At 43.1% G+C, this 21,659-nt stretch carries 15 protein-coding genes; 6 read left to right on the plus strand and 9 right to left on the minus strand.

The genetic code is table 11. The annotated features are described in order from the left end of the window. The first annotated feature begins 50 nt into the window (after positions 1 to 50). Entirely contained in the window at positions 51 to 1,019 is a 969-nt protein-coding gene (locus MHH49_RS29850) for a glycoside hydrolase family 43 protein (protein WP_036689758.1), read from the plus strand. A 72-nt stretch (positions 1,020 to 1,091) separates the two neighbouring features. Here the strand turns inward: MHH49_RS29850 and MHH49_RS29855 are convergent, their stop codons facing one another. Beyond that, the gene (locus tag MHH49_RS29855; protein WP_036689756.1) at positions 1,092 to 1,886 is read right to left on the minus strand and encodes an AraC family transcriptional regulator; all 795 of its coding nucleotides are present in this window, start codon (positions 1,884 to 1,886) and stop codon (positions 1,092 to 1,094) included. Between the two features lie 133 nt (positions 1,887 to 2,019). On the opposite strand from MHH49_RS29855, the gene MHH49_RS29860 reads away from it, so the two are divergent. Continuing rightward, positions 2,020 to 3,363 carry a glycoside hydrolase family 30 protein gene (locus MHH49_RS29860; protein WP_176462586.1) on the plus strand — a complete coding sequence of 448 codons (1,344 nt, stop codon included), beginning with the start codon at positions 2,020 to 2,022 and terminating at the stop codon, positions 3,361 to 3,363. A gap of 88 nt (positions 3,364 to 3,451) precedes the next feature. Here MHH49_RS29860 and MHH49_RS29865 read toward each other — a convergent pair whose 3' ends face one another. From MHH49_RS29865 to MHH49_RS29885, 5 genes are all read right to left on the minus strand, one after another. Then, entirely contained in the window at positions 3,452 to 5,869 is a 2,418-nt protein-coding gene (locus MHH49_RS29865; protein ID WP_341138730.1) for a glycoside hydrolase family 31 protein, read from the minus strand. 22 nt (positions 5,870 to 5,891) lie between these two features. After that, the gene (locus MHH49_RS29870; RefSeq protein ID WP_076100764.1) at positions 5,892 to 7,496 is read right to left on the minus strand and encodes an extracellular solute-binding protein; all 1,605 of its coding nucleotides are present in this window, start codon (positions 7,494 to 7,496) and stop codon (positions 5,892 to 5,894) included. A gap of 45 nt (positions 7,497 to 7,541) precedes the next feature. Further along, positions 7,542 to 8,465, minus strand: coding sequence for a carbohydrate ABC transporter permease (locus tag MHH49_RS29875; protein ID WP_051491641.1), 924 nt, complete (start codon positions 8,463 to 8,465; stop codon positions 7,542 to 7,544). Positions 8,466 to 8,482: 17 nt separating this feature from the next. Further along, a complete protein-coding gene (locus tag MHH49_RS29880) occupies positions 8,483 to 9,406 on the minus strand; it encodes an ABC transporter permease (protein WP_036689753.1) in 924 nt (307 codons plus the stop codon). 82 nt (positions 9,407 to 9,488) lie between these two features. Then, positions 9,489 to 11,093, minus strand: coding sequence for an extracellular solute-binding protein (locus MHH49_RS29885; protein WP_076105382.1), 1,605 nt, complete (start codon positions 11,091 to 11,093; stop codon positions 9,489 to 9,491). 256 nt (positions 11,094 to 11,349) lie between these two features. Between MHH49_RS29885 and MHH49_RS29890 the strand changes: the two genes are divergently transcribed. Both MHH49_RS29890 and MHH49_RS29895 read left to right on the plus strand, forming a co-directional pair. Next, positions 11,350 to 13,074, plus strand: coding sequence for a cache domain-containing sensor histidine kinase (locus MHH49_RS29890; RefSeq protein ID WP_076273065.1), 1,725 nt, complete (start codon positions 11,350 to 11,352; stop codon positions 13,072 to 13,074). Between the two features lie 14 nt (positions 13,075 to 13,088). After that, entirely contained in the window at positions 13,089 to 14,699 is a 1,611-nt protein-coding gene (locus tag MHH49_RS29895) for a response regulator transcription factor (RefSeq protein WP_036689748.1), read from the plus strand. A gap of 565 nt (positions 14,700 to 15,264) precedes the next feature. Here the strand turns inward: MHH49_RS29895 and MHH49_RS29900 are convergent. Continuing rightward, positions 15,265 to 16,359 (minus strand): glycosyltransferase, encoded by a 1,095-nt coding sequence (locus tag MHH49_RS29900; protein WP_341138731.1) that lies wholly within the window; start codon positions 16,357 to 16,359, stop codon positions 15,265 to 15,267. Between the two features lie 181 nt (positions 16,360 to 16,540). Here MHH49_RS29900 and MHH49_RS29905 point away from each other — a divergent pair, with 181 nt between their 5' ends. After that, the gene (locus tag MHH49_RS29905) at positions 16,541 to 17,422 is read left to right on the plus strand and encodes a DUF4850 domain-containing protein (protein ID WP_341138732.1); all 882 of its coding nucleotides are present in this window, start codon (positions 16,541 to 16,543) and stop codon (positions 17,420 to 17,422) included. A 131-nt stretch (positions 17,423 to 17,553) separates the two neighbouring features. Beyond that, positions 17,554 to 18,366: a bifunctional hydroxymethylpyrimidine kinase/phosphomethylpyrimidine kinase gene (gene thiD, locus MHH49_RS29910; protein ID WP_036689743.1), complete on the plus strand. Its 813-nt coding sequence runs from the start codon at positions 17,554 to 17,556 to the stop codon at positions 18,364 to 18,366. Positions 18,367 to 18,566: 200 nt separating this feature from the next. On the opposite strand, the gene MHH49_RS29915 is transcribed toward thiD, so the two are convergent. Both MHH49_RS29915 and MHH49_RS29920 read right to left on the minus strand, forming a co-directional pair. After that, positions 18,567 to 19,910: a glycoside hydrolase family 30 protein gene (locus MHH49_RS29915; protein ID WP_341138733.1), complete on the minus strand. Its 1,344-nt coding sequence runs from the start codon at positions 19,908 to 19,910 to the stop codon at positions 18,567 to 18,569. 63 nt (positions 19,911 to 19,973) lie between these two features. Continuing rightward, complete coding sequence (locus tag MHH49_RS29920) at positions 19,974 to 21,611, minus strand: sugar ABC transporter substrate-binding protein (RefSeq protein ID WP_038569996.1); 1,638 nt, start codon at positions 21,609 to 21,611, stop codon at positions 19,974 to 19,976. Between the last annotated feature and the right edge of the window lie 48 nt (positions 21,612 to 21,659).

Here is a 21,659-nt window from a genome sequence, read left to right on the forward strand (position 1 = left end):
GCAAAATAATGAAACACTTTAGGGAAATCTAAACTAAAAGGAGAAGGAATATGGCGAAAAAAGGTAGGCAAGGTTATCGGTTGTTATTGTTGTCTTTTTTAATGCTTTTTACAACTGTTTTCTCAGGAGGATCGCAAGCTTATGCAGCAACCTGGAATCTGACTGGAGATACCAACGTACACGACCCTTCATATATCAAAGAGGGGAACACACATTGGGTATTCAGCACGGGATCAGGTCTCCAAGTGATGTTCTCAAACGATGGAACTAACTATATTCGCTCCCTCCCGATTTATACCTCGAAACCCTCCTGGTGGAGCTCTTACGTTCCCAATCAAGAAGGGCTAGATGTATGGGCCCCAGAAATTTTCTACTATAACGGTACCTATTACCTCTATTATTCTATCTCCACATTCGGCTCAAGAGTGTCTGCTATTGGTTTAGTAACTACTAAATCGATCTCCGGGGGAAAATGGACGGACCAAGGTGTCGTTATCTCGTCTAATGACGCCTCCAATTATAACGCCATTGATCCTAACATTACGGCAGATGCTAACGGAAACCTATGGATGACCTTCGGTTCCTGGAGCAACGGGATTTACATTACCTCCATCAACAAAACAACCATGAAGCCAACGGGCAACTCGTATCGCATTGCGACTAAATCCGGGGGGATCGAAGGCTCCAGCATGGTTTACAATCCAAACACCGGATATTATTATCTATTCGTATCCATTGGCCAATGCTGCTCAGGCGTAAACAGCACCTATAAAATTGCAGTGGGACGCTCAACCAGCGTACTGGGGCCTTTCTATGCGAAGGACGGTACCGATATGAAAAATGGCGGGGCTACGGTCATCGATAGCGGCAACAGTTTTTGGGCGGGTCCTGGTGGACAGGATATATACGGAACCAACGTTATCGTCCGCCATGCTTACAGTGTCGCTGAGAATGGCGCACCCAAATTGTTAATCAGTGATCTCGAATGGGATTCTGCTGGCTGGCCTTACTATAATTAACGTCTAATCGAGAGTTGCCCCGAAGTCCTACTCTGTGATTTATGGGGCAGCTTCTTTTTACTGATAAACCTTCTACTCTCTCTTTCGATAGATACCTGGCGAGACACCATAACGCTCCCGAAACACCCTGTGAAAATAGGTGTAACTTCCAAACCCCGTCTCCTCTGCTATACGCTCTAAGGTGTAATTGGTATTGTCCATTAATCTCAGTGCCATCGCAAGCCGGATTTGCCCCGCATATTGCATAATAGAATAACCGAATTGGATCTTGAATAAATGTACGGCCCTTGTCACACTAATTCCAGCATGAGCAGCTACGTCCTTTAGTCTGATCTCTGAAGTAGCATGCTCCTCCACATAACTCTTCATTTTAAGTCCGTGTAGAAGCGAAGCCGAAGATGATGCAGGTGCCTCTTCCATAGCCCGATCTAACAACAAACATAAAGCTTTAAATAGTGCTTCAAGTATTTCAGGGCTACCCCCGTCTAGTCTTCTATTCTCCAGATCAAGCTGTTGCCATATACTTTGCAGCTTACCATCATCCGCAATTCTAACCTTTTTGGGTCGCTCACGCAGGTTCCACCAGTGGTCCACCCATTCCCCTGTACACATTACAAAATAGTCCACACTATGTCCCAAAGGACTTTTCTTTTCACCGATTCTCAGATCATATATATCGTAGGGCTTAAATAACAATAGATCCCCCGGCACTACGGCAGTCATTTCTCCATCGATAAGGACTTCACATTCCCCTTCTGCTTGCAGCCTGATGATATAGGTATCCAACCCACTGCGATATAGTTGCCGAAAAGGCTGAGTATGGCGGATAAATCCACACAGACTAATTTGAACGCTGTTTGTTTCCATCGCATATGCTCCTCATTCTATAGTAGTCGATGACCAGATTGTTGAGGTTCTTAGCCATATAGTTTCTTCAAAGTGCAGTGAATCTCCTTCTATAATAAAGACAGAATTCATATGTAGGAGGTTATCAACCATTATGAGTAAAACTATTCGCGTCATTCAAACCGCTAAAGAAACCACGGATCGTTTAACAGAAAAGGACCCTCTGATTTTCCTTCCCGATACGTCAGGAGTCGAATCAGAGCTAATCAATATCTATGATGATCTGGAGTATCAAGAAATTGAAGGCTTTGGTGGAGCTCTTACGGAGTCCTCTGCCGTTACTATCGCTAAGCTTAGTGCAGCTAAACAAAAAGAAATCATCGACGCTTATTTTCATCCTGAGCACGGCATTGGATATACCCTTTGCCGCTCACATATCCAAAGCTGCGACTTCTCACTGGGCAACTATGCTTATGTAGAGGAAGGCGATGCGGAGCTACGTTCGTTCGATATTTCCAGAGATCACGAGTCGGTTATCCCCCTCATAAAAAATGCTGCCGCAGCAGTAGGTGAAGATTTCCGTCTGTTCTCTTCCCCATGGAGTCCTCCAGCGTTCATGAAGACTAACGGGCAAATGAACGGAGGCGGAGCTCTTAAGCCTGAATATCGTAAGGCTTGGGCTAACATGTTCGTTAAATATATTGAGGCGTACGCTGCAGAAGGGATTGATATCTGGGCTGTCAGTGTTCAGAATGAAGCCAAAGCTGTACAAAGATGGGATTCCTGCCTGTATACCGCCGAAGAAGAAAAGGATTTTGTGCGTGACTACTTGGGACCTGCTCTGGAACAAGCGGGCTTGGGCCATGTAAAGGTTATGATCTGGGATCATAATAAAGAACGGGTGTATGACCGTGCTAAGGTTGCTTTTGAAGATCAAGTTGCATCCAAATACATATGGGGAATCTGCTTCCACTGGTATTCCGGTGATCACTTCGAAGCCCTCTCTGCCGTTCATGATCGTTTCCCAGATAAAAAGCTGTTCTTCAGCGAAGGCTGCCAAGAAGGTGGCGTTCATCTCGGCTCATGGAACACCGGTGAACGTTACGGACATGATATCATCGGCAATCTGAACAACTGGATGTCGAGCTGGACAGACTGGAACATTGTCTTGGATGAGCAAGGTGGACCTAACCATGTAGGAAATTACTGCGACGCTCCAATTATCGGAGATACCAAAAACGATGAAATTACTTTTGAGAGCTCTTTCTATTACATCGGGCACTTCAGTAAATATATTCGTCCGGGTGCTAAACGTATTGGTTTCTCTAAATATACAGATAAGCTTGAAACAACAGCTTTCCGCAACCCTGATGGCACTATTGCTGTTATCGTTATGAACCGCACAGAGCAAGAGCTTCCATTCACCTTGCGCTTCCATGACGAACTGGCTGAGAACATGATTCCGGCTCATGCCATTCAAACCCTGCTAATTAAGTAGCAGCTGTTCATTTCTAATAAAAAGAGGTTCTCTTTATGCCAGCGCACAGAGAGAACCTCCTTTTTTATTAAATTAAAAGAAATAGTGCTTAAAGCCTTGCTGATAGTATTTCGCATAACGCTCCATACAGTGTATGTTCAAGATCCAACGAGGCAAGAGAAGCCAGGGCCGCCATCGGCGTTACTGCTGCTTTGACTACATGGTAAATTTGTTCTTTCAATTGGAAAAGAATTTGCGCACGGTTCAGAAGGCTGAACACCTCATCATCTACAGAATTCACCGCAATCCGGGCATCTGTGAACGTTACCTCCAAGGAATGCTCTACCGCTTGATCCGAGATCATGATCGTAAGCGTATGTGTTGCCTCATCATAGTCTATGTTTGCTTCGATTTCTGTGCCGCCAGCGAATACCTGTACCTTCGTATCAGCAAAACCGACAAAGGACAACTTCCATGATCGCCGCTCAGGCACAACCTTTGTATTTCCCTGAGCAGAGAGAATCTTGAAGCTGGCTTTATCCCCCATTTCCAGGATCATTTCTGTATCGCACCATTGATCATCCTGATCCTCCGCAGTATCCCCCTCATCCTCCCAGAGATGAAAATGACCCCTTTCTCCCGCAAACACACGGACCTCCATATGCCTCGGATTATCCACTGAAGACGTATATTGCGTCAGATCTGCCATGGGCACAATAGCACCTGCTTTAGCTAATACAGGGATATTTTCTAGATTGCGATAGAGAGAAAGCTTTCTGCCACCGTCGTACACTCTTCCGTTAAAAAAATCTATCCAAACCCCTTCTGGTAACCAAGCCTTAAATTCGGCAACGCCTACCTTTGGATTGACCGGCTGTGTAATCGGACAGGCAATAAGTTCCGTTCCGAAATAATATTCATTGGGCACTTCATAGGCTTCATTCGACAACGCATGATGATAATACATCGGTCGGATTAGCGGAAGACTATCGCGGCTGGCATAGCGATTCATCGTGTACAGATAGGGAAGTAAACTATGCCGCAAACGCAGGCAATCCTTCATCACATCTTCCGCAATCTTATTGAATCGCCATGGCTCCTTGCTGTTAAAGGCACTAGCAGAACTATGTAACCGCAGAATAGGCGAAAACACACCGAATTGCACCCAGCGCATTGCCAACTCATCGTCTAAATAACCATTCATATGGCCCCCGATATCATGGCTCCACCAACCATATCCCACGTTAGCGGCGTTGGCTGTGAAGTATGGCTGGAAATCCAGCGACTCCCAAGTGACAATGGTATCTCCAGAGAAGCCCACAGGATAACGATGGCTGCCAAGACCTGCATAACGTGAGAAAGTAATCTGCCGGTTGCCTCGCCGGCCGCTATCCAGATAGTGATAATGGTTCAGCATCCAAAGCGGATCTAGTCCCGGTACTTTAGTCACTCCACCCTGCTGCCAATCAATCCACCAGAAGTCCACACCTTCATTCTCTAGCGGATGATGCAGAAACTTAAAGTATGCTCGCAAAAAATTCGGATCCGTAATATCAAATTCTACAGCATCACCCTTTTCCGGGTCCATACCCATCTCCGCAGCAATGGCTAGATAAGGATCTTCAAACGCCCGTACACCGTCTGCTGGATGTACGTTGAGCGTTACTCGAAGTCCTTTTTCATGCAGCCATGCCAAAAATCTTTGAGGCTCCGGAAACAGTTCCCGGTTCCAGGTATAACCCGTCCAACCACTGCCGTACTGCGGATCAATATCGACGAGATGCCAATCCATATCTATAACAGCGACGGAAAACGGAATTCGCTCGAGCTCAAACCGCTCCATTAGCGCTTTGTATTCTTCTTCTGAATATCGGTAATAACGGCTCCACCAGTTGCCAAGGGCATAACGTGGCAATAGGGGCGTACGACCGCAAAGGTGATAGAAATCCTTCAAGCAGTGCAAATAATCATGACCGTATCCAAAAAAATAAACATCGAGGCCAGCCAACGCCCGTAGCTCTACCCGTCCATCCTCTTCCAGTACTAGGGAGGTGCTATCATCAACTAACGTATACCCGGCACGTGAGAGTAGTCCGTGCTCCAGCGGAATGGCACCATCTGCATTATCCAGTGTACGTGCTGTCCCTCCCAAATCTTGGACTGTATCTCCATAATTCCAGACACTCATTAAATGACCCGCTTCGTTTCTCACCCGAATACTGAGACCATGCCGGGAGAAAGGCTGTTTGTCATAAGTTAAATGCAGGCGCTTCGTAATCAACTCAAGTTTATTCCCCAGATCCATTACGCGGAACTCTGGAACCGGAAAATTGCGATTCACAACGGTCTGTGACGCCCGATCTTCGAAATAACCTTCCTCACTATATTCCATCCGGATAAGCTCCGGAGTTAAGACAGTGAACCGATAGCACTCCCCCTGAATAATCGCATCAGCATTACTGCCTGGTTCAGAACGCAGCTTTAATTGGGTCGCCAAAGGGGTTGGCTCTTTCATCGTATTTCCCATCAAGTAAAAACCTCATTTCTTTTTATTCAACACCCATATAACGGCTGAAAGCATCTGTCCGAATTTTCACCATCTTTTCGAGGCCCATCCCCCGCAGCTGCTTCACATAATCATCCCACTGCTCGTCAATATCACCTGAGATTATAAATTGAGCACGCATTGTATTGACGTAACTGTCAATATCGGTGGTCAAGGTCGGCAGCTCCTGAAACTCTTCTGCAGTGTACATTACGTTAGGGAAAGGTGGTGTTGTGTAGTCACTTCCCAGCTTATCGAGTTGTAGCTTCAGTCCATCTCCGGTTTTAGGATTTAGAAAGATGGTCTTTTCAAAAGCTGGGCTCACATATTTCGGCCCGAAATCCCGGAGTGACTGTTCCCAATACCAAGCATCCGCACTGGTGCCGGTTGGAGGGTCCATCAATGTATACGTACCGTTGTCATTTTTCTTAATCACCGTTCCAATGGCACCCCAGAAATTCTGAATGCTGGCTTCATTGGTATAGAACTGATCCGCCCAGCGTGCAGCAATTTCTGGATACTTGCAGGATGTGGTGATCAACAGCTCGTTGCGTTCCAGATTCATCCCATACGGGTTCCCAACGGTGTAGCGCTTCCCGTCTGGTCCAGCAATTGGCGGAATGGTCACATATTGATCACTCCATTTGCCAAACATAGCGTCTGGCGTCCACTGATAAGAGAAGCCTACGATTGGGGCATCCGGATTTAGAAACTTTGCCGATCTCATCGTTTCGTCTTGAGTGAATACCTCTTTATCAAGTAATCCGTCTTTAAACAATTTGCTCTCCCATTTGAGCCCTTCTTTGTACTCCTCTGAAATCGGGTAATAAACCGCATTTCCGTCCTTGACCACCATGAAGTTATTATTCAAATCTGCGATTCCGAAGGGACTGATTAGATCATTACTTAATTCGATAAAAGGAATCTCATCCTGTTTTCCGTTTCCATTCGGATCTTGTTCTTTGAATGCTTTTAGCACGTTATAAAGATCGTCTATCGTATCCGGTACCTTCAAACCCAATTTGTCCAGCCAGGTTTTGTTAATCACAGGCTGACGAGAGCTTTTAGGACGTGAGGGTAATCTTGCAGGCAGCGAGTAGATTTTCCCGTCAGGAAAGGTGCTGATTTTTTTCATTTCCGGTGTTTCTTCCATAGCTGCTTTGAGATTAGGCATGTTGTGCTCAATATAGTCATCTAACGGCCGAAATAAGCTTAAATTATTGACGATATCCGCATCTCCGAAGGTCTGACTCCCTAAAATGATATCTGGAAGTGTGCCGCTGGCCAGCATAATAGACTTCCGTTCACTCCAATCATTGGAGGACATCACCTGCCACTCGATTTTGACATTCGTGTTCTTCTCCAAGTCCTTGAGCCATTGATTCTCGGTAAAAGAATCTCCCATGCTTACCCACCGGACAGTGAGTACTTTCAGCGTCACCGGCTTATCCACTATCGGCAATCCTTCTTTGTTAAATTCACCCGGTTCAGGTTCAACAGAATTAATCCCACTGTCCCCTTTACAAGCTGTAAGGCTAGCAAGCAACGTTGTCACTAAAAGAATGACGGTGATTGTTCTATATATCCTGTTTTTTTGTTGCTTTTTCATAACGTTCTTGCTCCCTTACGAATGTTAGTAGAATAGCTGAATGTACTATTCCTTCACTGCGCCGATCATTACCCCTTGGTTAAAGTATTTTTGTACAAAAGGGTACACGCACATGATCGGAACCGTTGCCACGATAATAACAGAATACCGCATCATATTGGCGAGTCGTAGTGCGATTTGCGCAGCTTCCCCGGTTCCCATCCCCGACTGCATCTGATTGGTAATCAAAATATTTCGCAGGATCAGCTGCAAAGGATACATATTAGGATTTTTCAGATAGATCAAGGCATTAAAATATGAATTCCAGTAACCAACGGCGATCCATAGACCCAGCACGGCAATAATCGCCTTCGACAGTGGTAAAACGATCTGTAGAAAATAACGAAGATTTCCACAACCATCGATCTGTGCAGCTTCCCATAAATCTCCCGGAATACTCGACTGAAAAAAGGTGCGGGCAACGATTATGTTAAACACACCAACGGAGAAAGGCAGTACCATCACCAGAAATGTATCGTACAGATGGAAATCACGGATCGTTAGAAAAGTCGGAATTAACCCCCCATTAAAAAACATCGTAAAGATGAAAAACAGGGAAAGATATTTTCGTCCCACAAGATCCTTTCTGGACAACGCATAGGCCGCAGAAATATTTACAATTAAACCGATTGCCGTCCCTACCACCGTATACATGATGGTATTCCAGTAACCGATCCAAATATTTTCATGACGCAGCAGCTCTTTGTAACCATCGAAGGTGAACCCTTTAGGAAATAACCAAACCTGCCCCCCCGCCACCGCGGAAGGATCACTGAACGAAGCAATGACGATAAAATACAGCGGATAGATCAGGATAATTAGAAAAAGTGCTGATATAACATACATCACTATTTCCATTATAGTATCCGAAGAACGATTCTTCTTTATTTTCCCCACATTCCCTTTAGTAACTGTCTCTAAACCTCCCATTTCAATTCTCCTCCCTTCTACCACAAGCTATTTTCGCTTAGTTTTTTAGATATCTGATTGACCATGATCAATAAAATAAAATTAATAACGGTGTTGAATAGGTTGATCGCCGAGGAAAAGCTGTATTGACTGCTGAGCAAGCCAATTTTGTAGACATAAGTAGAAAGAATTTCACTTGAAGTGATGTTCAAGTCATTTTGCATTAGGTACACTTTTTCAAAACCAACCCCAAGCAATCCACCGACCCGCAAAATAAGCAAGGTTATCGCGGTTGGCATCAGCATCGGAATATCGATATAACGAATTTTATGCATCCGGCTTGCTCCGTCTACGGTTGCCGCCTCGTACAAGCTAGGATCAACTGCGGAGAGCGCAGCGATAAAGATAATGCTGTCCCAGCCGACATGCTGCCACACATCCGACCAAACATATACACTGCTGAATAATCCAGCGGAGCCAATCAGATCAGGAGCCTCTTTTCCAAAAAGACTATATATATTGCCCAGCAGTCCGGTGCTAGGTGAGAACAAAATCATCATTAAACCCACCATTACTACCGTGGAGATAAAGTGCGGCATATAGGACACCGTCTGGAAAAAACGTCTAAACCGGTTAGGTCTCATCTGGTTAACCATCAACGCCAGTATAATTGGAATCGGAAAGGTAATCAGACTGTACACACTGATGATCAATGTGTTTTTAATCGTTGATGAAAATTGATAGGAATGAAAGAATTTCTCGAAGTATTTGAATCCAGCCCATGGGCTGCCCCCTATTCCCAACGCAGGGCTATAATCCTTGAAGGCAATCAGCACCCCGTACATTGGCTTGTACGCGAATAATAACGTCAGAACTACAGCAGGAAAAAGCAATAGATAGAGACCCCAATTTTGTTTGATTTGTCCGAATTTCCGCCCGAAATGAAGTGGACCAGATTTCATGACATCCCCTCCTTATTTAAAATAGAGAATGCTACCCCACAGCTATCCTGTAGGGCAGCACCTTTTTCGAAAGACGAATAGGTTATTTCACGTTCATATAACGGGTGTAAGCATCCGTGCGAATCTTAACTAACTTTTCAAGTCCCATTTTATTAAGCTTGCTCACATAAGCATCCCAGCCCTCGTCAATTCCGCCTTTGCTAATAAATTGCGCCCGCATAGTATTCACATAGCTGTCGATATCCGTAGTCAAGGTTGGCAGCTCCTCGAACTCCTCAGAAGTGTACATTACGTTAGGGAAAGGTGTTGTTACATATTCACTGCCCAGCTTATCCAGTTGCAGCTTCAGTCCATCTCCACTTTCAGGGTTCAGGACGATTTTCGATTCAAAGGATGGGCTCACATATTTCGGTCCAAAATCACGTAGAGATTGATCCCAATACCAAGCATCTGCGCTGGTTCCAGCTGGTGGATCCATCAATGTATAAGTGCTATCATCGTTTTTCTTAATAACCGTTCCAATCGCACCCCAGAAATTCTGAATGCTCGCTTCGTCAGTGTAGAACTGATCTGCCCAACGTGCAGCAACCTCAGGATATTTGCAAGATGTGGTAATCAGCAGCTCATTACGGTTAAGATTCATCCCAATCGGATTTCCGATCGTATAACGTTTACCATCTGGTCCGGCAATCGGTGGAATCGTCACATATTGATCGCTCCATTTTCCAAACACGGCGTCTGGAGTCCACTGGTACGTAAAGCCTACAATTGGAGCATCCGGATTCTGGAACTTAGCCGATCTCATCGTATCGTCCTGAGTGAATACCTCTTTATCTAGCAAGCCTTCCGCATACAATTTATTTTCCCATTTGAGACCTTCTTTGAACTCCTCTGAAACAGGGAAATATATCGCTTTTCCGTCCTTGATGATCATATTATTGTTATTCAAATCGGCAATTCCGAAAGGACTGATCAAGTCATTACCAATTTCAATAAAAGGAATCTCATCTTGTTTTCCATTACCATTCGGATCTTGTTCTTTAAAAGCTTTGAGCACGTTATAAAGCTCATCAATCGTTTCAGGCACCTTCAAGCCCAATTTGTCCAGCCAGGTCTTGTTAATCACAGGCTGACGTGAGCTTTTTGGACGTGCAGGAAGTCTTGTTGGCAGTGAGTAGATTTTCCCGTCAGGAAATGTGCTGATTTTTTTCATTTCTGGGGTTTCTTCCATAGCTGCTTTGAGATTAGGCATATTTTGCTCAATATAATCATCAAGCGGCCGGAAAAAGCTTAGATTATTTACGATATCGGCATCCCCAAAGGTTTGATTTCCCAAGACGATATCCGGAAGCGTGCCACTCGCCAGCATAATCGACTTCTGCTCACCCCAATCATTGGAGGACATCACTTGCCAATCGATTTTGACATTCGTATTTTTCTCCAGATCCTTCAGCCATTGGTTTTGCGTAAAGGTGTCCCCCATACTCCCCCAACGGACAGTCAGCACTTTAAGTGTTACAGGCTCATTCACAATCGGCAGACCTTCTTTGTTATAGCTGCTCGTTTCATTTGTCGCTGCATTATTCCCGTTGTTACCGCCGCAGCCAGCAATTCCAAATACCATCGCAGCCGCCAGCAGACCCACAGTCCATTTCTTTGCAGTTTTTTTCTTACTGTGTTGACTCATCTCTTAATCCCCCATTTCAATTTATCAAAATGCATCTGAATAGCTTTATAATAACTTCTTATTTTTTCGTATTCCGGACACATTAAGACGGTTATCCAGACCTTTGAATTCGCTTACAAAAAATGCAAAAGCTAAATGCTCTACTTGGGGAGATTTAATAACAGTATCCCGACTTCTGTATGTGCTATCCGGACTTTGAGGGAAATCGCTAGCGAGTTCTTATGTTTTTTTCACGCAGAGGTTTTATAATGATTTTATGATCAAAAAAACAGCGAAACACAAAACCTACCCCATTCGCCATTATATAAAAGTCATGATGTTGGTTTCATTCACAGTCCTTATTCTGGATTTAGGAATCAGCATCGCTTCCATTTCCATCGTTAAGCAGCAGTCCACTCGAAATTTGCAGGATACTGCGGCGCTTTACATCAATCGTATTAATCATGATTTTGCCTACATTAATCACTATATGGGCTGGACGCTTGGGAACGATGAGAGCTTACTAACGATGAATACTTACGGGGTCAACAGTATCGAGTTCTTAAAGGCAAATGATAATCTGTTCAAACGCTTTACCGAGCTGCAAAAAAACTACGGGCATGAGTATAACTTCTTCTACTATTTGAAAAATGAGACCTATTTTTTGAATTGCGCACCGATCAGCGTAACCTATACGGATTACAGGGAGCTGAAAAAAAAGATTATTTCTTATATTGATGATAAGGAGATGTACGAGAAGTTTTATTCCAAATGGACGCCTATTCTAGTAAACAACCATTATTATGTGATTAATATCGTGCCCTATTACAATCGCTATTTAATTGGACTGATCTCCGCAGATAATCTGATCCGGCCGCTACGCCAAATTAATCTTGGCGCCAATGGTTATGTTTCTCTAGTAGATGAGAATGAACAGCCTTTAACTAGTCCGATCTCCAATAGCGGAAAGCTAATAACGGAAAATGGGGGATTCTCTAATCTTTTGCAATCGCGTACAACAATCAACAGTGCATTCTCAGACACCACCTTCAGCACCAAAATGGTCATTAAATATGGCATATTCGAAAAAATCATGATTGCCCAGCTGCTTATTATGTTATTGTTCTTCATTGTGACCTCCACGTTATGCATTGTTCTGCTCTTTTTCAAAAAAAGAGTGTTAGGTCCGATTCAAAGCTTCTCCGATAACCTTGCTTTCATTAATGAGTCTGGGCAACCCGCAGATTTCAGAAGCAGTGAGATTATAGAGCTGGAACAGGCAAACACTCAGTTTAAAGGCTTGGTTGAACAAATCAAAACCTTTAAAATCGCTATGTACGAGCAGGAACTGGAGAAACAAAGAATACAGCTGGACTATATGAAGCTACAGATTAAACCACACTTTTTCTTAAACTGTCTGACTAGCATCTATAGCATGGCGCAAATTCATATGTATAAAGAAATTGAAAATATGACGTTGTCTACCTCTAAGTATTTCCGTTACATTTTTCAGAATGGCGAGAATTTTGTCCGGTTGGAGGATGAAATCGAGCATGTCCGAACCTACTTGGAGATTCAAAAGCAACGTTATCAGGACGCATTTATTTATTACATCGAACAAGAGGATCAGGCAGGCAGTGTGGAAATTCCACCGTTAGTGCTGCAAACCTTTATCGAAAATTCAATTAAATATGCGATTTCACGCGAACATGAAGCCGAGATCAGGCTTACAGTACAACGATTACAGATGGATCAGGAAGAAGAAATGCTCGTTATCCAGCTCACCGACACCGGTCCCGGTTTTCCATCTCAGGTGTTAGAGAAACTTAATCTTGGAGAGCCTTTGGATCAAAGTAAAGGTACACAAATCGGCATTATGAATACGCTTAAAAGACTAGAGTACCTATATTTAAAAAGAGCAACCGTTACCTTCTCCAATTTGGAGGGCGGCGGCGCTAGTGTAATCTTATATCTTCCGAAGCTTCCTAATAAATCTAAATGAATGGAGAGCAAACTATGAATGTACTGCTTGTTGATGATGACTTTTATGTTATTGCCGCATTGCAAAAGAAAATTGATTGGGAATCACTACACATTGATACTGTTTATACGGCTAATAATGTCGCTCAAGCACGTGAAATAATAGAAAAGCATTCTGTTCAAATTCTGATTTCAGATATTGAAATGCCGCAGGGCAGCGGACTGGAATTACTAGCATGGATTCGCGAGGGAAATTATAGTATTCAGACTATTCTTCTTACCAATTATGCAGATTTTAACTATGCGCAGAAAGCAATCGAATTGCAGAGCTTTGAATATTTCCTTAAGCCCATTGAATTTGACAAGCTGATGTTGATCATCCATAAGGCGGTTACCCAAGCAAAAGAGCAGCAAAAAAACGAAAAAGCCATTCAGGGCGGTTACTTTTGGCAAAAAAATCAGGCGAAGATTCTTGAGCATTTTTGGCGGAAGCTAGTTAGTGGCAGTACATCATTTCCGATTAAATTGTCAGACATCACACATGCCATTGAAGAACAAAACCTCTCCTATCAAATGAGTGATACCCTACAGCCTTTGATATTTAACTTATTCCCTTACAATGGCAGTATGGGAAAAGAAGAAAAGGATCTGTTTGATTTTGCCCTGCTAAATGTATTGTACGAATTGTTTCAGCACCCTTGTTTTACCATCGAAAGCATTCTGGAATACAAAGATTATAACTGGATCGCCATATTAAAATGGAACCAGGCTCCAGATACGCAACTGCTTGAAGCATTATGTGCTTCTTTTATTCAAAAGGCGAATCCTTATTTAAAATGTGATGTCTGCTGCAATATTGGTTTAAACGATAAACTGAGTAATGTGGGGAATGTTCTAAAACAATCCCTGACTATGGATGAAGAAATTACGAGATGCAGAAATCAGACCTTTTTGGTGGAGGCTTATCTGCATCAAAATAAACCGGGCTATACACCACCGGATCTTGCCTATTTGGAAGAACTGCTGAATCAGAATAAATTCACTGCTTTTCTTGAAGAAGTTACACAATATTTAAAGGTCATGCTTAACAATAGAACACTTGAGACCTCTGTCCTTAGCTTGTTCCGTTTAGATGTAGTACAGCTAGTCTATTCATTTCTCAACCTGAAAGGGATAAGATCACACAAATTATACTCTGGCAAAACTAATGATAAATTATCTATGCACTCTTTGGATTCAATCGAGGATATGGAAGAATATCTTAAATACCTTGTCACTACAGCCATGAAATATCGTGACTTTGCTGCCCAGCCTAAGTCCGTCGCAGAAGAAATCAAACAATACATTCATTCACATTACGGCGATGACCTGACCCGAAATGATTTGGCTGAAATTGTCTATCTCAATCCTGATTACCTGGCAAGGATATTCAAACGAGAAACTGGGGTTTCATTAGGCAGTTATGTCATCCACGTCCGAATCGCGGCTGCAAAACATCTATTGGAAACCACAAATATGTCTGTATATACCGTCGCGAACAAAGTTGGCTATAGCAACTACTCCTATTTCTCCAAGCTTTTCAAACAAGAGGTAGGTCTCCCTCCAAACGATTATAAAAAGGAACAACAATACAATCCAGCTTACTAAAAGAGGGTAACCCAGCATCTAGTTCATGGATGCTGGGTTACCCTCTTTGGGATATCTTCTGCATATTAATTACTGTCTACCTTTACTCCTACGCTGCTGATAATGATCCACCTACGAGCTTACTCTTACACACAGTAATCATCCGCCACACCTTTACGCCTACTCTGCCGGGAATCTTACACCCCTGACTTTACTCTTACATCCAGTAACCATCCACCATGTCCCCCTGCTTCCGGACCCAGATGACGCTATTTGCTCATTTATCGCCTTTTGAGCACAGTTTCGGACTCCAGTGCAACTATTACTGTGATATTGCTCCAAATCGAGTGTGTTTCAGGTCAATAGCGACTATGCGGTCCGTTAGAATTCCAAATGTGGCATAAAGCAGCGTTTAAGGTCAGCTGAGTCCGATAGCTACTTCGTACGCGGAAATCTAATCGAATCTGCGAAGCTTGCCGGGGATCACGGGAAGGTTCCCCACCGCCAGTAATCTTGCAAGCTCCAAAAAACACATAAATGCCCCAGCAGTCATAATCAGAACGGCTGGGGCATCTCTTTTACTAAATTAAGCCTGAAGCGTTACATACTTATCGCCAAGCAGATTTTTGAAATAGGTGCGATTATATAACATACTAGGATGGGATGGATAAAAACTCAACGCCGTTTCATTGTGATGATTCGCTTTCTCGTGTTGGCCGAGACGATCATAACAAAGTGCCAATTGAAGATGCGGCAGCCAGGTATAAAAGATTCCATTCTTCATCCCCATCGAATCGTTATCCCGCGGTAGCTGAATCGCTAGCTCATACCAGTATGCGGCTGGTTGCAACTGGCCTTTTTCCAGCAGAAGTGCCCCCAGTCGGCAACAAAACTCTGAACGTGGTTTATCATACTGCAAGGTTTTACATAACGCTTCAAAAGCACCTTCTTTATCCCCCAGCCGTTCCCGGCATTCGGCAAGCTTTAGGCAAGCCTGGAAATTATCTTCAATCCAGCCCTGCCCACCCGCTAAGAAAATCTCATAGTATTTGCAAGCCTCCTCATTTATAGCATGATCTCTTAATTCATTTGCATAATAATACTGGTCTCTCGGCGAAAACACTTCACCCTGTGCAACTCGTTTTTGATAAATCTGCAAATTACGATCTGTGTATTCCTTATCCTTCTCATGTGTGATGCAGACATCACTACTAAAAGAAGGACCACTTACCTCTAAATACTCATGAACAGGCCCGATCCACTGAAAGTTGCAGCTGCGCCGAACCAGCCTGTTGCGGCGTAAACTAGCTGTGACATTTCCCGCTTCGTCAAAAGCCAGATTATATTGCATGTTCACACTGTGAATATGTCCCGGCAGGATTTCTTTTAGTTTTTTAAAAAGAATCTGATCCTCTTCCTTTATATAATCATCCGCATCCAGCCACAAAATGTACTCCTGAGTAGCTTTGCTAAAGGCAAAATTACGTGCGGCACTAAAATTATCAATCCATTCGAAATCATAAATTACAGCTCCGAAGGACAACGCAATCTCTTTCGTTTTATCCGTCGAGCCTGTATCCACGATAACAATTTCATCTACGAGACTTGCAATGGTAGATAAACATCGGTGCAAGCTTTTTTCTTCATTTCGTACTATCATACATAAACTAATCGTAACCATACTCGCCCTCCTACACGCTTTGTTTGAAATTCTTTCTATATTGATATGCAGGGTTTAAGAAACGGACTCCCGCTCTATCCCGCCATATCATGAAGAACTTCAGAAATATAAAGATTATGTAAGAAACTTTCCACTCCATTCTTAGGTCTATATAAGTAAGATCAAAGGAGGTACAGCATATATGAAATCCAAACGAAAAAGCGTTAGAAATGGCTGGATCTTAACTTCAATATCGTGCGTCGTGATTGTACTAGTACTGCTGATTGGATATAAAGGGCTTGACTGGGGAACGCCCACCACTCCACCCCCGTCCACCAACGCACAAACTAATAAGGAAGCAGATAACGAACCCAGCTCCACTCAAAAAATGCTCGAATTTCCTAGCAGTGATCCCGATAATGGGCAGGTCATCATTCCACTGCATACCACGCTCGCGCAGCTAAATATTGATAGTGGCAGCGAATATGTAAACACAGAAATCCCCCCCATACCTGAAATGACCTTTGCTTTATCTCAAGACATGAAAAACCAAGTAGAAGCAACGCTGGTCTACCGCCCTGATATCGGTGGAGGTTATCTTCTACTCGCTCCTGCCGGATGGCAGGCTACCGCGGTTGTCGGCGCTAACGGTTCTTATGGAGTTACCTTTCAGGATCCGAACCATCCGGAACAAAACATGAACTATTCAGATACGGCTTGGACTTGTATAGGCTGTGCTATCACTGCAATCGGAGCCTATTTCCCGGAAAAAGCCGAATGGGCTGACGCGTTGGGATTTACCATTAATAATCCGCTTAAGTTTAGCGAACAGCATATTTTAGGTACTGCAGGAGCTGAAGCCAGAACGGTCAGATATACGCTTCAAGCAGACGCGAATGGCTATCAGGACGAGGGTGCTGCCTATTACGATAAGGGAGAATGGGGTTATTTATTCCGCAGTATCGGAATACATCAAGCTCAAACATCCCCACAGCCGGAAGTAGTGGAGACCCTCATGAAGTTCTTTACAGATAATCATGGACCGCTCTTCATTGCTGACCCAAACGCAGAGAAGCTGGACTAAGGGTGGGAATTTTTAGAGGAAGGTATTTTCAACCTTGCTCTTGCTTTTAGAAAGACGTAGGTGCTATTTTTTGTTATAATCAATGCAATGCGTTGTTTATGAATTCAGACATATATAAAGGGGACGTAACCATGACTCAAATTATTAAAACTCTAACTATTGCAGGCAGCGACTCCAGTGGTGGCGCAGGCATCCAAGCGGATCTAAAAACATTTGAAGAGTATGGTACCTACGGCTTTAGTGCCTTGACCACTATCGTTACTATGGACCCGGACAACGGCTGGCACCATAATGTTTATCCAATTGATGCCTCCATTGTTGCTGAGCAGTTAAAAACTATTTTCGCTGGTGGCCCGGTTAATGCCATGAAGACAGGTATGCTTGGAAGTGTTGAAATTGTGCGCGTTGCTGAGCAAGCGATCAAAGAAAATCTTCAGACTAATGTAGTTATTGATCCAGTTATGGTGTGCAAGGGTGAAGATGAAGTCTTGAACCCTGACAGCGCTGAGGCTATTCGTGACTTATTGCTACCACTAGCAACTGTGGTCACCCCAAACTTGTTTGAAGCAGGTGTTCTTTCAGGTCTTGGCAAACTTACTACCCTTGAGGAAATGAAAGAAGCTGCCCGTCTGATTCATAAGCTCGGTGCACGTAATGTCGTGGTTAAAGGCGGCAAAGCACTCGGCGGTGATCAAGCGATTGATATCTTCTACGACGGTTCTGAGTACACTGTATTCCAAACAGCCAAAATCGAACCCGCTCACAATCATGGAGCTGGATGTACTTTTGCCGCAGCAATTACAGGCGGTCTAGCTAATGGCTTAACGGTTCATGAAGCTGTTGCAAAGGCTAAAGATTTTGTCTCCGCAGCCATTCGTAATGGATTTGCGTTTAATGAATATGTGGGTCCTGTATTTCACGGTGGTTACCGTTTAGAACGTTAGAACTCGCAATCCAATTACACAAAAAAATAAATGGCAGTCCAGACGCTGAACATCAGCTCTGGACTGCCATTTTTATTTACTATTATTGAAAATCCGTAAATTCAAAACTTTGCTTACCGAACATAGATTTTTTATACGATTATTTTCATAAAAAAAGCACCCGAATCAAGATTCGAGTGCTTCTGAGCTACGTCCTCTAATTATTTTATCAAAATGGTTAAAGCACTTTTTGACGCCAAACGGAAAGATAATTCATCCGCTCCCGGCAAGTTCAAAGCCACATTCTCAGCCTTTTCACTATCGTTGAACAGAACAACTGCAATAGAGTTATCTGTATTCTTAAAAGCTACGGAACGAATCACTTCTTGATTGGTGGAGGCGTCAATGCGCACAGCCTTCGGACGAATAAATTTACTGAAATGGGCCAGCGCATAATAGTCGAGCGTATACGTAAGCTCCTTGGTCTCTTGGTTGACTGTCACAACACCACGACAAGTACTTTTGCCAAAACCCGGTACGGTTGGGCCGTTCTTTTCATCTAAGGCCATATTCCATAACACAAAGGATTTACTATGATTTCTAAGAATATCAATCCCTGTTCTCATTACATTGGAGAAGGCTTGTTCAAACGGAGGAATCCATTCTCCACCAGAACCTTCTGTAAAATGCACTTCTTTATCAGCAAAAGCTTTCAGAACCTCTGATTGCGCTGATGCATTGCCACCATACCAGTGCCAAGCTACACCATCTACTTCATCTTTTGCATAATCGAGCACGGTTAACGGATAATCTGGACGATCCCAGTTGTGGTCGTAGCAGAGAATTTTTGTAGCGATGTTGTGTTTAACAAAGCTAGGCTTCAAGTAGTTTTTAATGAAATCTTTTTGCGCCTCAGGCAACATTAACATACTAGGGTAGTGTTTTGGTTCAAATAAAGGCTCGTTCTGTGGTGTTACAGCATAAGTTGGCAATCCGTGCCCTTCAAAAGCTTGAATATATCGAACAAAATAATCGGCATAAGCCTGATAATATTCTTGTTTAAGTTCTCCAGCAATCATCGATCCGCTAGTCTTCATCCAACCTGGTGCACTCCATGGAGAAGCCATCAGTTTGATCTCAGGGTTAATTTCCAGAGCTTGTTGCAACAAAGGGATAATGTCTGCTTCATCATGTGCGATAGAGAAGTGGGTTAATTCCGTATCCGTTTCCTGTGCAGGTCTATCATCATAGCTATAAATATCTCTAGCATAATCCGATGCCCCCATTGGATTTCTTAATACGGACAAACCAATTCCATCTTGTGCGTCAAAAAGCTTGCTCATGACTTCCTTTTTCTGTTCGTTGTCCAGGACTTGATTAATCAAATAAGCGGATGAATCCGTAAAAGATGCTCCAAAGCCATCCATTTCCTGAAAGGTTTGATTCTCGTCAATAGTTACAGTAGTGGTCGCCTCTGCGTCAGCAATTGGAGTTAATTGTTGCAGACTTTGCTCTACAAACAATGTATTCTCCCCGGTGGATTGATAAATTTTAAGCTCTGGCATGTTGTTTCCCTCCATCTTTCTATGAAGAGGCCCCAGTGAAGGGGCCACATTCTATTTTCTAACTTATTTAAGGCCTAATTTTTCTTTGTTGTTTTTCATTTTTTCAGAACGAACTTCTACAATCTTATCCCAGTTGTTATCATTTAAAAATGTTTTGTAAGCAGCTAAGGTGCTGTCGAATGTAGCATCGTCTTTAGCGCGGATCATACTTACAAGCGTAGTGTTCCAAGTAGTATCAATTGCAGTAAGACTGCGAGCTTCAGGCGTTCCTTGAGCCGGGTTAATGTTTTCAAGAATAAAGTGTGGTTTTAGCTTTCCTTTGCCCCACTCTTGCATTTGTTTAATGGAATCTGCGAATGCGTCATTACTCAGCGCTTTATCACGGTCATGTCCAAAGAACATAAATTCGCCCATCCGGTAATCTTTTTTGAATTTATCGGCATTATTTAATTGCAGGTCTTTGATTTCAGGCAAGAATTCAATTTTACCACTGTCATTAACTTTATAGGTTTCTCCTTCAATACCGTAGTTCATGAGCTTTTGTCCTTCGTCGCTGAGCAAATAAGTATAAATTTGAATCGCTTTGGCAGGGTCCTTAGCCTTTTTAGTAACATAGCTAATCATCCAACCTGTAATTCCAGATTGATTCAACGTTGGTTCATGTCCAACAGTACTTTGTGGGCCATCAATAGCGATATATTCCTTGCCTGGATTTTCTGTCATGAAGATTTGCAGGTTACCACTTTGTTGCGGTGTTCCATCCAAAAGTATTGTTGCATATTTACCGGATTTCACTTTTTCTTCAAAGGCAGTACCGTCATCAGCAAAGCTGTCATCACTGATGTCACCATTTCTGTAGACTTCATTTAACGTTTTCAACCACGTCAAGTAATCCTCATCCAGGTTACGGTTGTAGAATTCGCCATTTTCAGTTTCCATCGGCACTCCGATGAAGTCCTCCAATACATCTCCCAAAGAACCAGTGCCTGAACCAATGGAGTTAAAACCAAAAGGAATCATGTCCGGGAATTGTTTTTTGATTTGTTGCATAACGCTCTTGAATTCTTCAGGAGTTCCAAAGCTTGGTTTTCCAATGGCCTCGTAAACATCCTTACGGATGACAAAGGCTGTTTTAGCAGGGATGTTACCGCTATCATAATCGTTTTGCGTATTGGAATAGTTAGGGTATCCATAGGTCTTGCCATCAGCTAACTGGAACCAGTTCATCGTATCTTTTTCTGCAACTTTATTGAAATAAGGATCATATTTATCTGCCAGATCATTCAAAGGCAATGCCCATGTAGCAGCTTTTTGTACGACTGGAGAGTTGGAATCAAAAATAGTCAACAGGTCTGGCATTTCACCGCCGGCAAAAATCGTATTCAGCTTAGTGTCATCGCCTGTAATGAATTTAATGTTGATGTTTAAATCCTCTTTAATTTTCTTGGTGACAAGGTCTTTCCCGAAATCAGTATTCCACCAGTCTGCATTCACGTACCAAGTCAGATCTGTTGTTTCTTTTTTTGTATCCAGCTTCCATGCCGGTGTTTCCGGATCTATAGTATAACGGCCTTCAATGGAGCTTAACTCTTTACTGGAGCTGTCAGAATTACCTTTCGATCCACAACCTGTAAATACTAATACAACAGCCATAAGTGCCGTACAAAGTTTGAGTCCTTTTTTCCCAAATGCTTTGTTCATCTTTTATTTCCCCCTAAAATGTTTTGTAAGCATTCACTACTTGGAGAT

Origin of the sequence: Paenibacillus sp. FSL F4-0122, from assembly GCF_038002845.1 — a bacterium.
Lineage (GTDB): Bacteria > Bacillota > Bacilli > Paenibacillales > Paenibacillaceae > Paenibacillus_AQ > Paenibacillus_AQ odorifer.

Coding starts and splice junctions, on each gene's coding strand:
- MHH49_RS29850 (WP_036689758.1), top strand. CDS start 51: ATGGCGAAAAAAGGTAGGCAAGGTTATCGGTTGTTATTGTTGTCTTTT.
- MHH49_RS29855 (WP_036689756.1), bottom strand. CDS start 1,886: ATGGAAACAAACAGCGTTCAAATTAGTCTGTGTGGATTTATCCGCCAT.
- MHH49_RS29860 (WP_176462586.1), top strand. CDS start 2,020: ATGAGTAAAACTATTCGCGTCATTCAAACCGCTAAAGAAACCACGGAT.
- MHH49_RS29865 (WP_341138730.1), bottom strand. CDS start 5,869: ATGGGAAATACGATGAAAGAGCCAACCCCTTTGGCGACCCAATTAAAG.
- MHH49_RS29870 (WP_076100764.1), bottom strand. CDS start 7,496: ATGAAAAAGCAACAAAAAAACAGGATATATAGAACAATCACCGTCATT.
- MHH49_RS29875 (WP_051491641.1), bottom strand. CDS start 8,465: ATGGGAGGTTTAGAGACAGTTACTAAAGGGAATGTGGGGAAAATAAAG.
- MHH49_RS29880 (WP_036689753.1), bottom strand. CDS start 9,406: ATGAAATCTGGTCCACTTCATTTCGGGCGGAAATTCGGACAAATCAAA.
- MHH49_RS29885 (WP_076105382.1), bottom strand. CDS start 11,093: ATGAGTCAACACAGTAAGAAAAAAACTGCAAAGAAATGGACTGTGGGT.
- MHH49_RS29890 (WP_076273065.1), top strand. CDS start 11,350: ATGATCAAAAAAACAGCGAAACACAAAACCTACCCCATTCGCCATTAT.
- MHH49_RS29895 (WP_036689748.1), top strand. CDS start 13,089: ATGAATGTACTGCTTGTTGATGATGACTTTTATGTTATTGCCGCATTG.
- MHH49_RS29900 (WP_341138731.1), bottom strand. CDS start 16,359: ATGGTTACGATTAGTTTATGTATGATAGTACGAAATGAAGAAAAAAGC.
- MHH49_RS29905 (WP_341138732.1), top strand. CDS start 16,541: ATGAAATCCAAACGAAAAAGCGTTAGAAATGGCTGGATCTTAACTTCA.
- thiD (WP_036689743.1), top strand. CDS start 17,554: ATGACTCAAATTATTAAAACTCTAACTATTGCAGGCAGCGACTCCAGT.
- MHH49_RS29915 (WP_341138733.1), bottom strand. CDS start 19,910: ATGCCAGAGCTTAAAATTTATCAATCCACCGGGGAGAATACATTGTTT.
- MHH49_RS29920 (WP_038569996.1), bottom strand. CDS start 21,611: ATGAACAAAGCATTTGGGAAAAAAGGACTCAAACTTTGTACGGCACTT.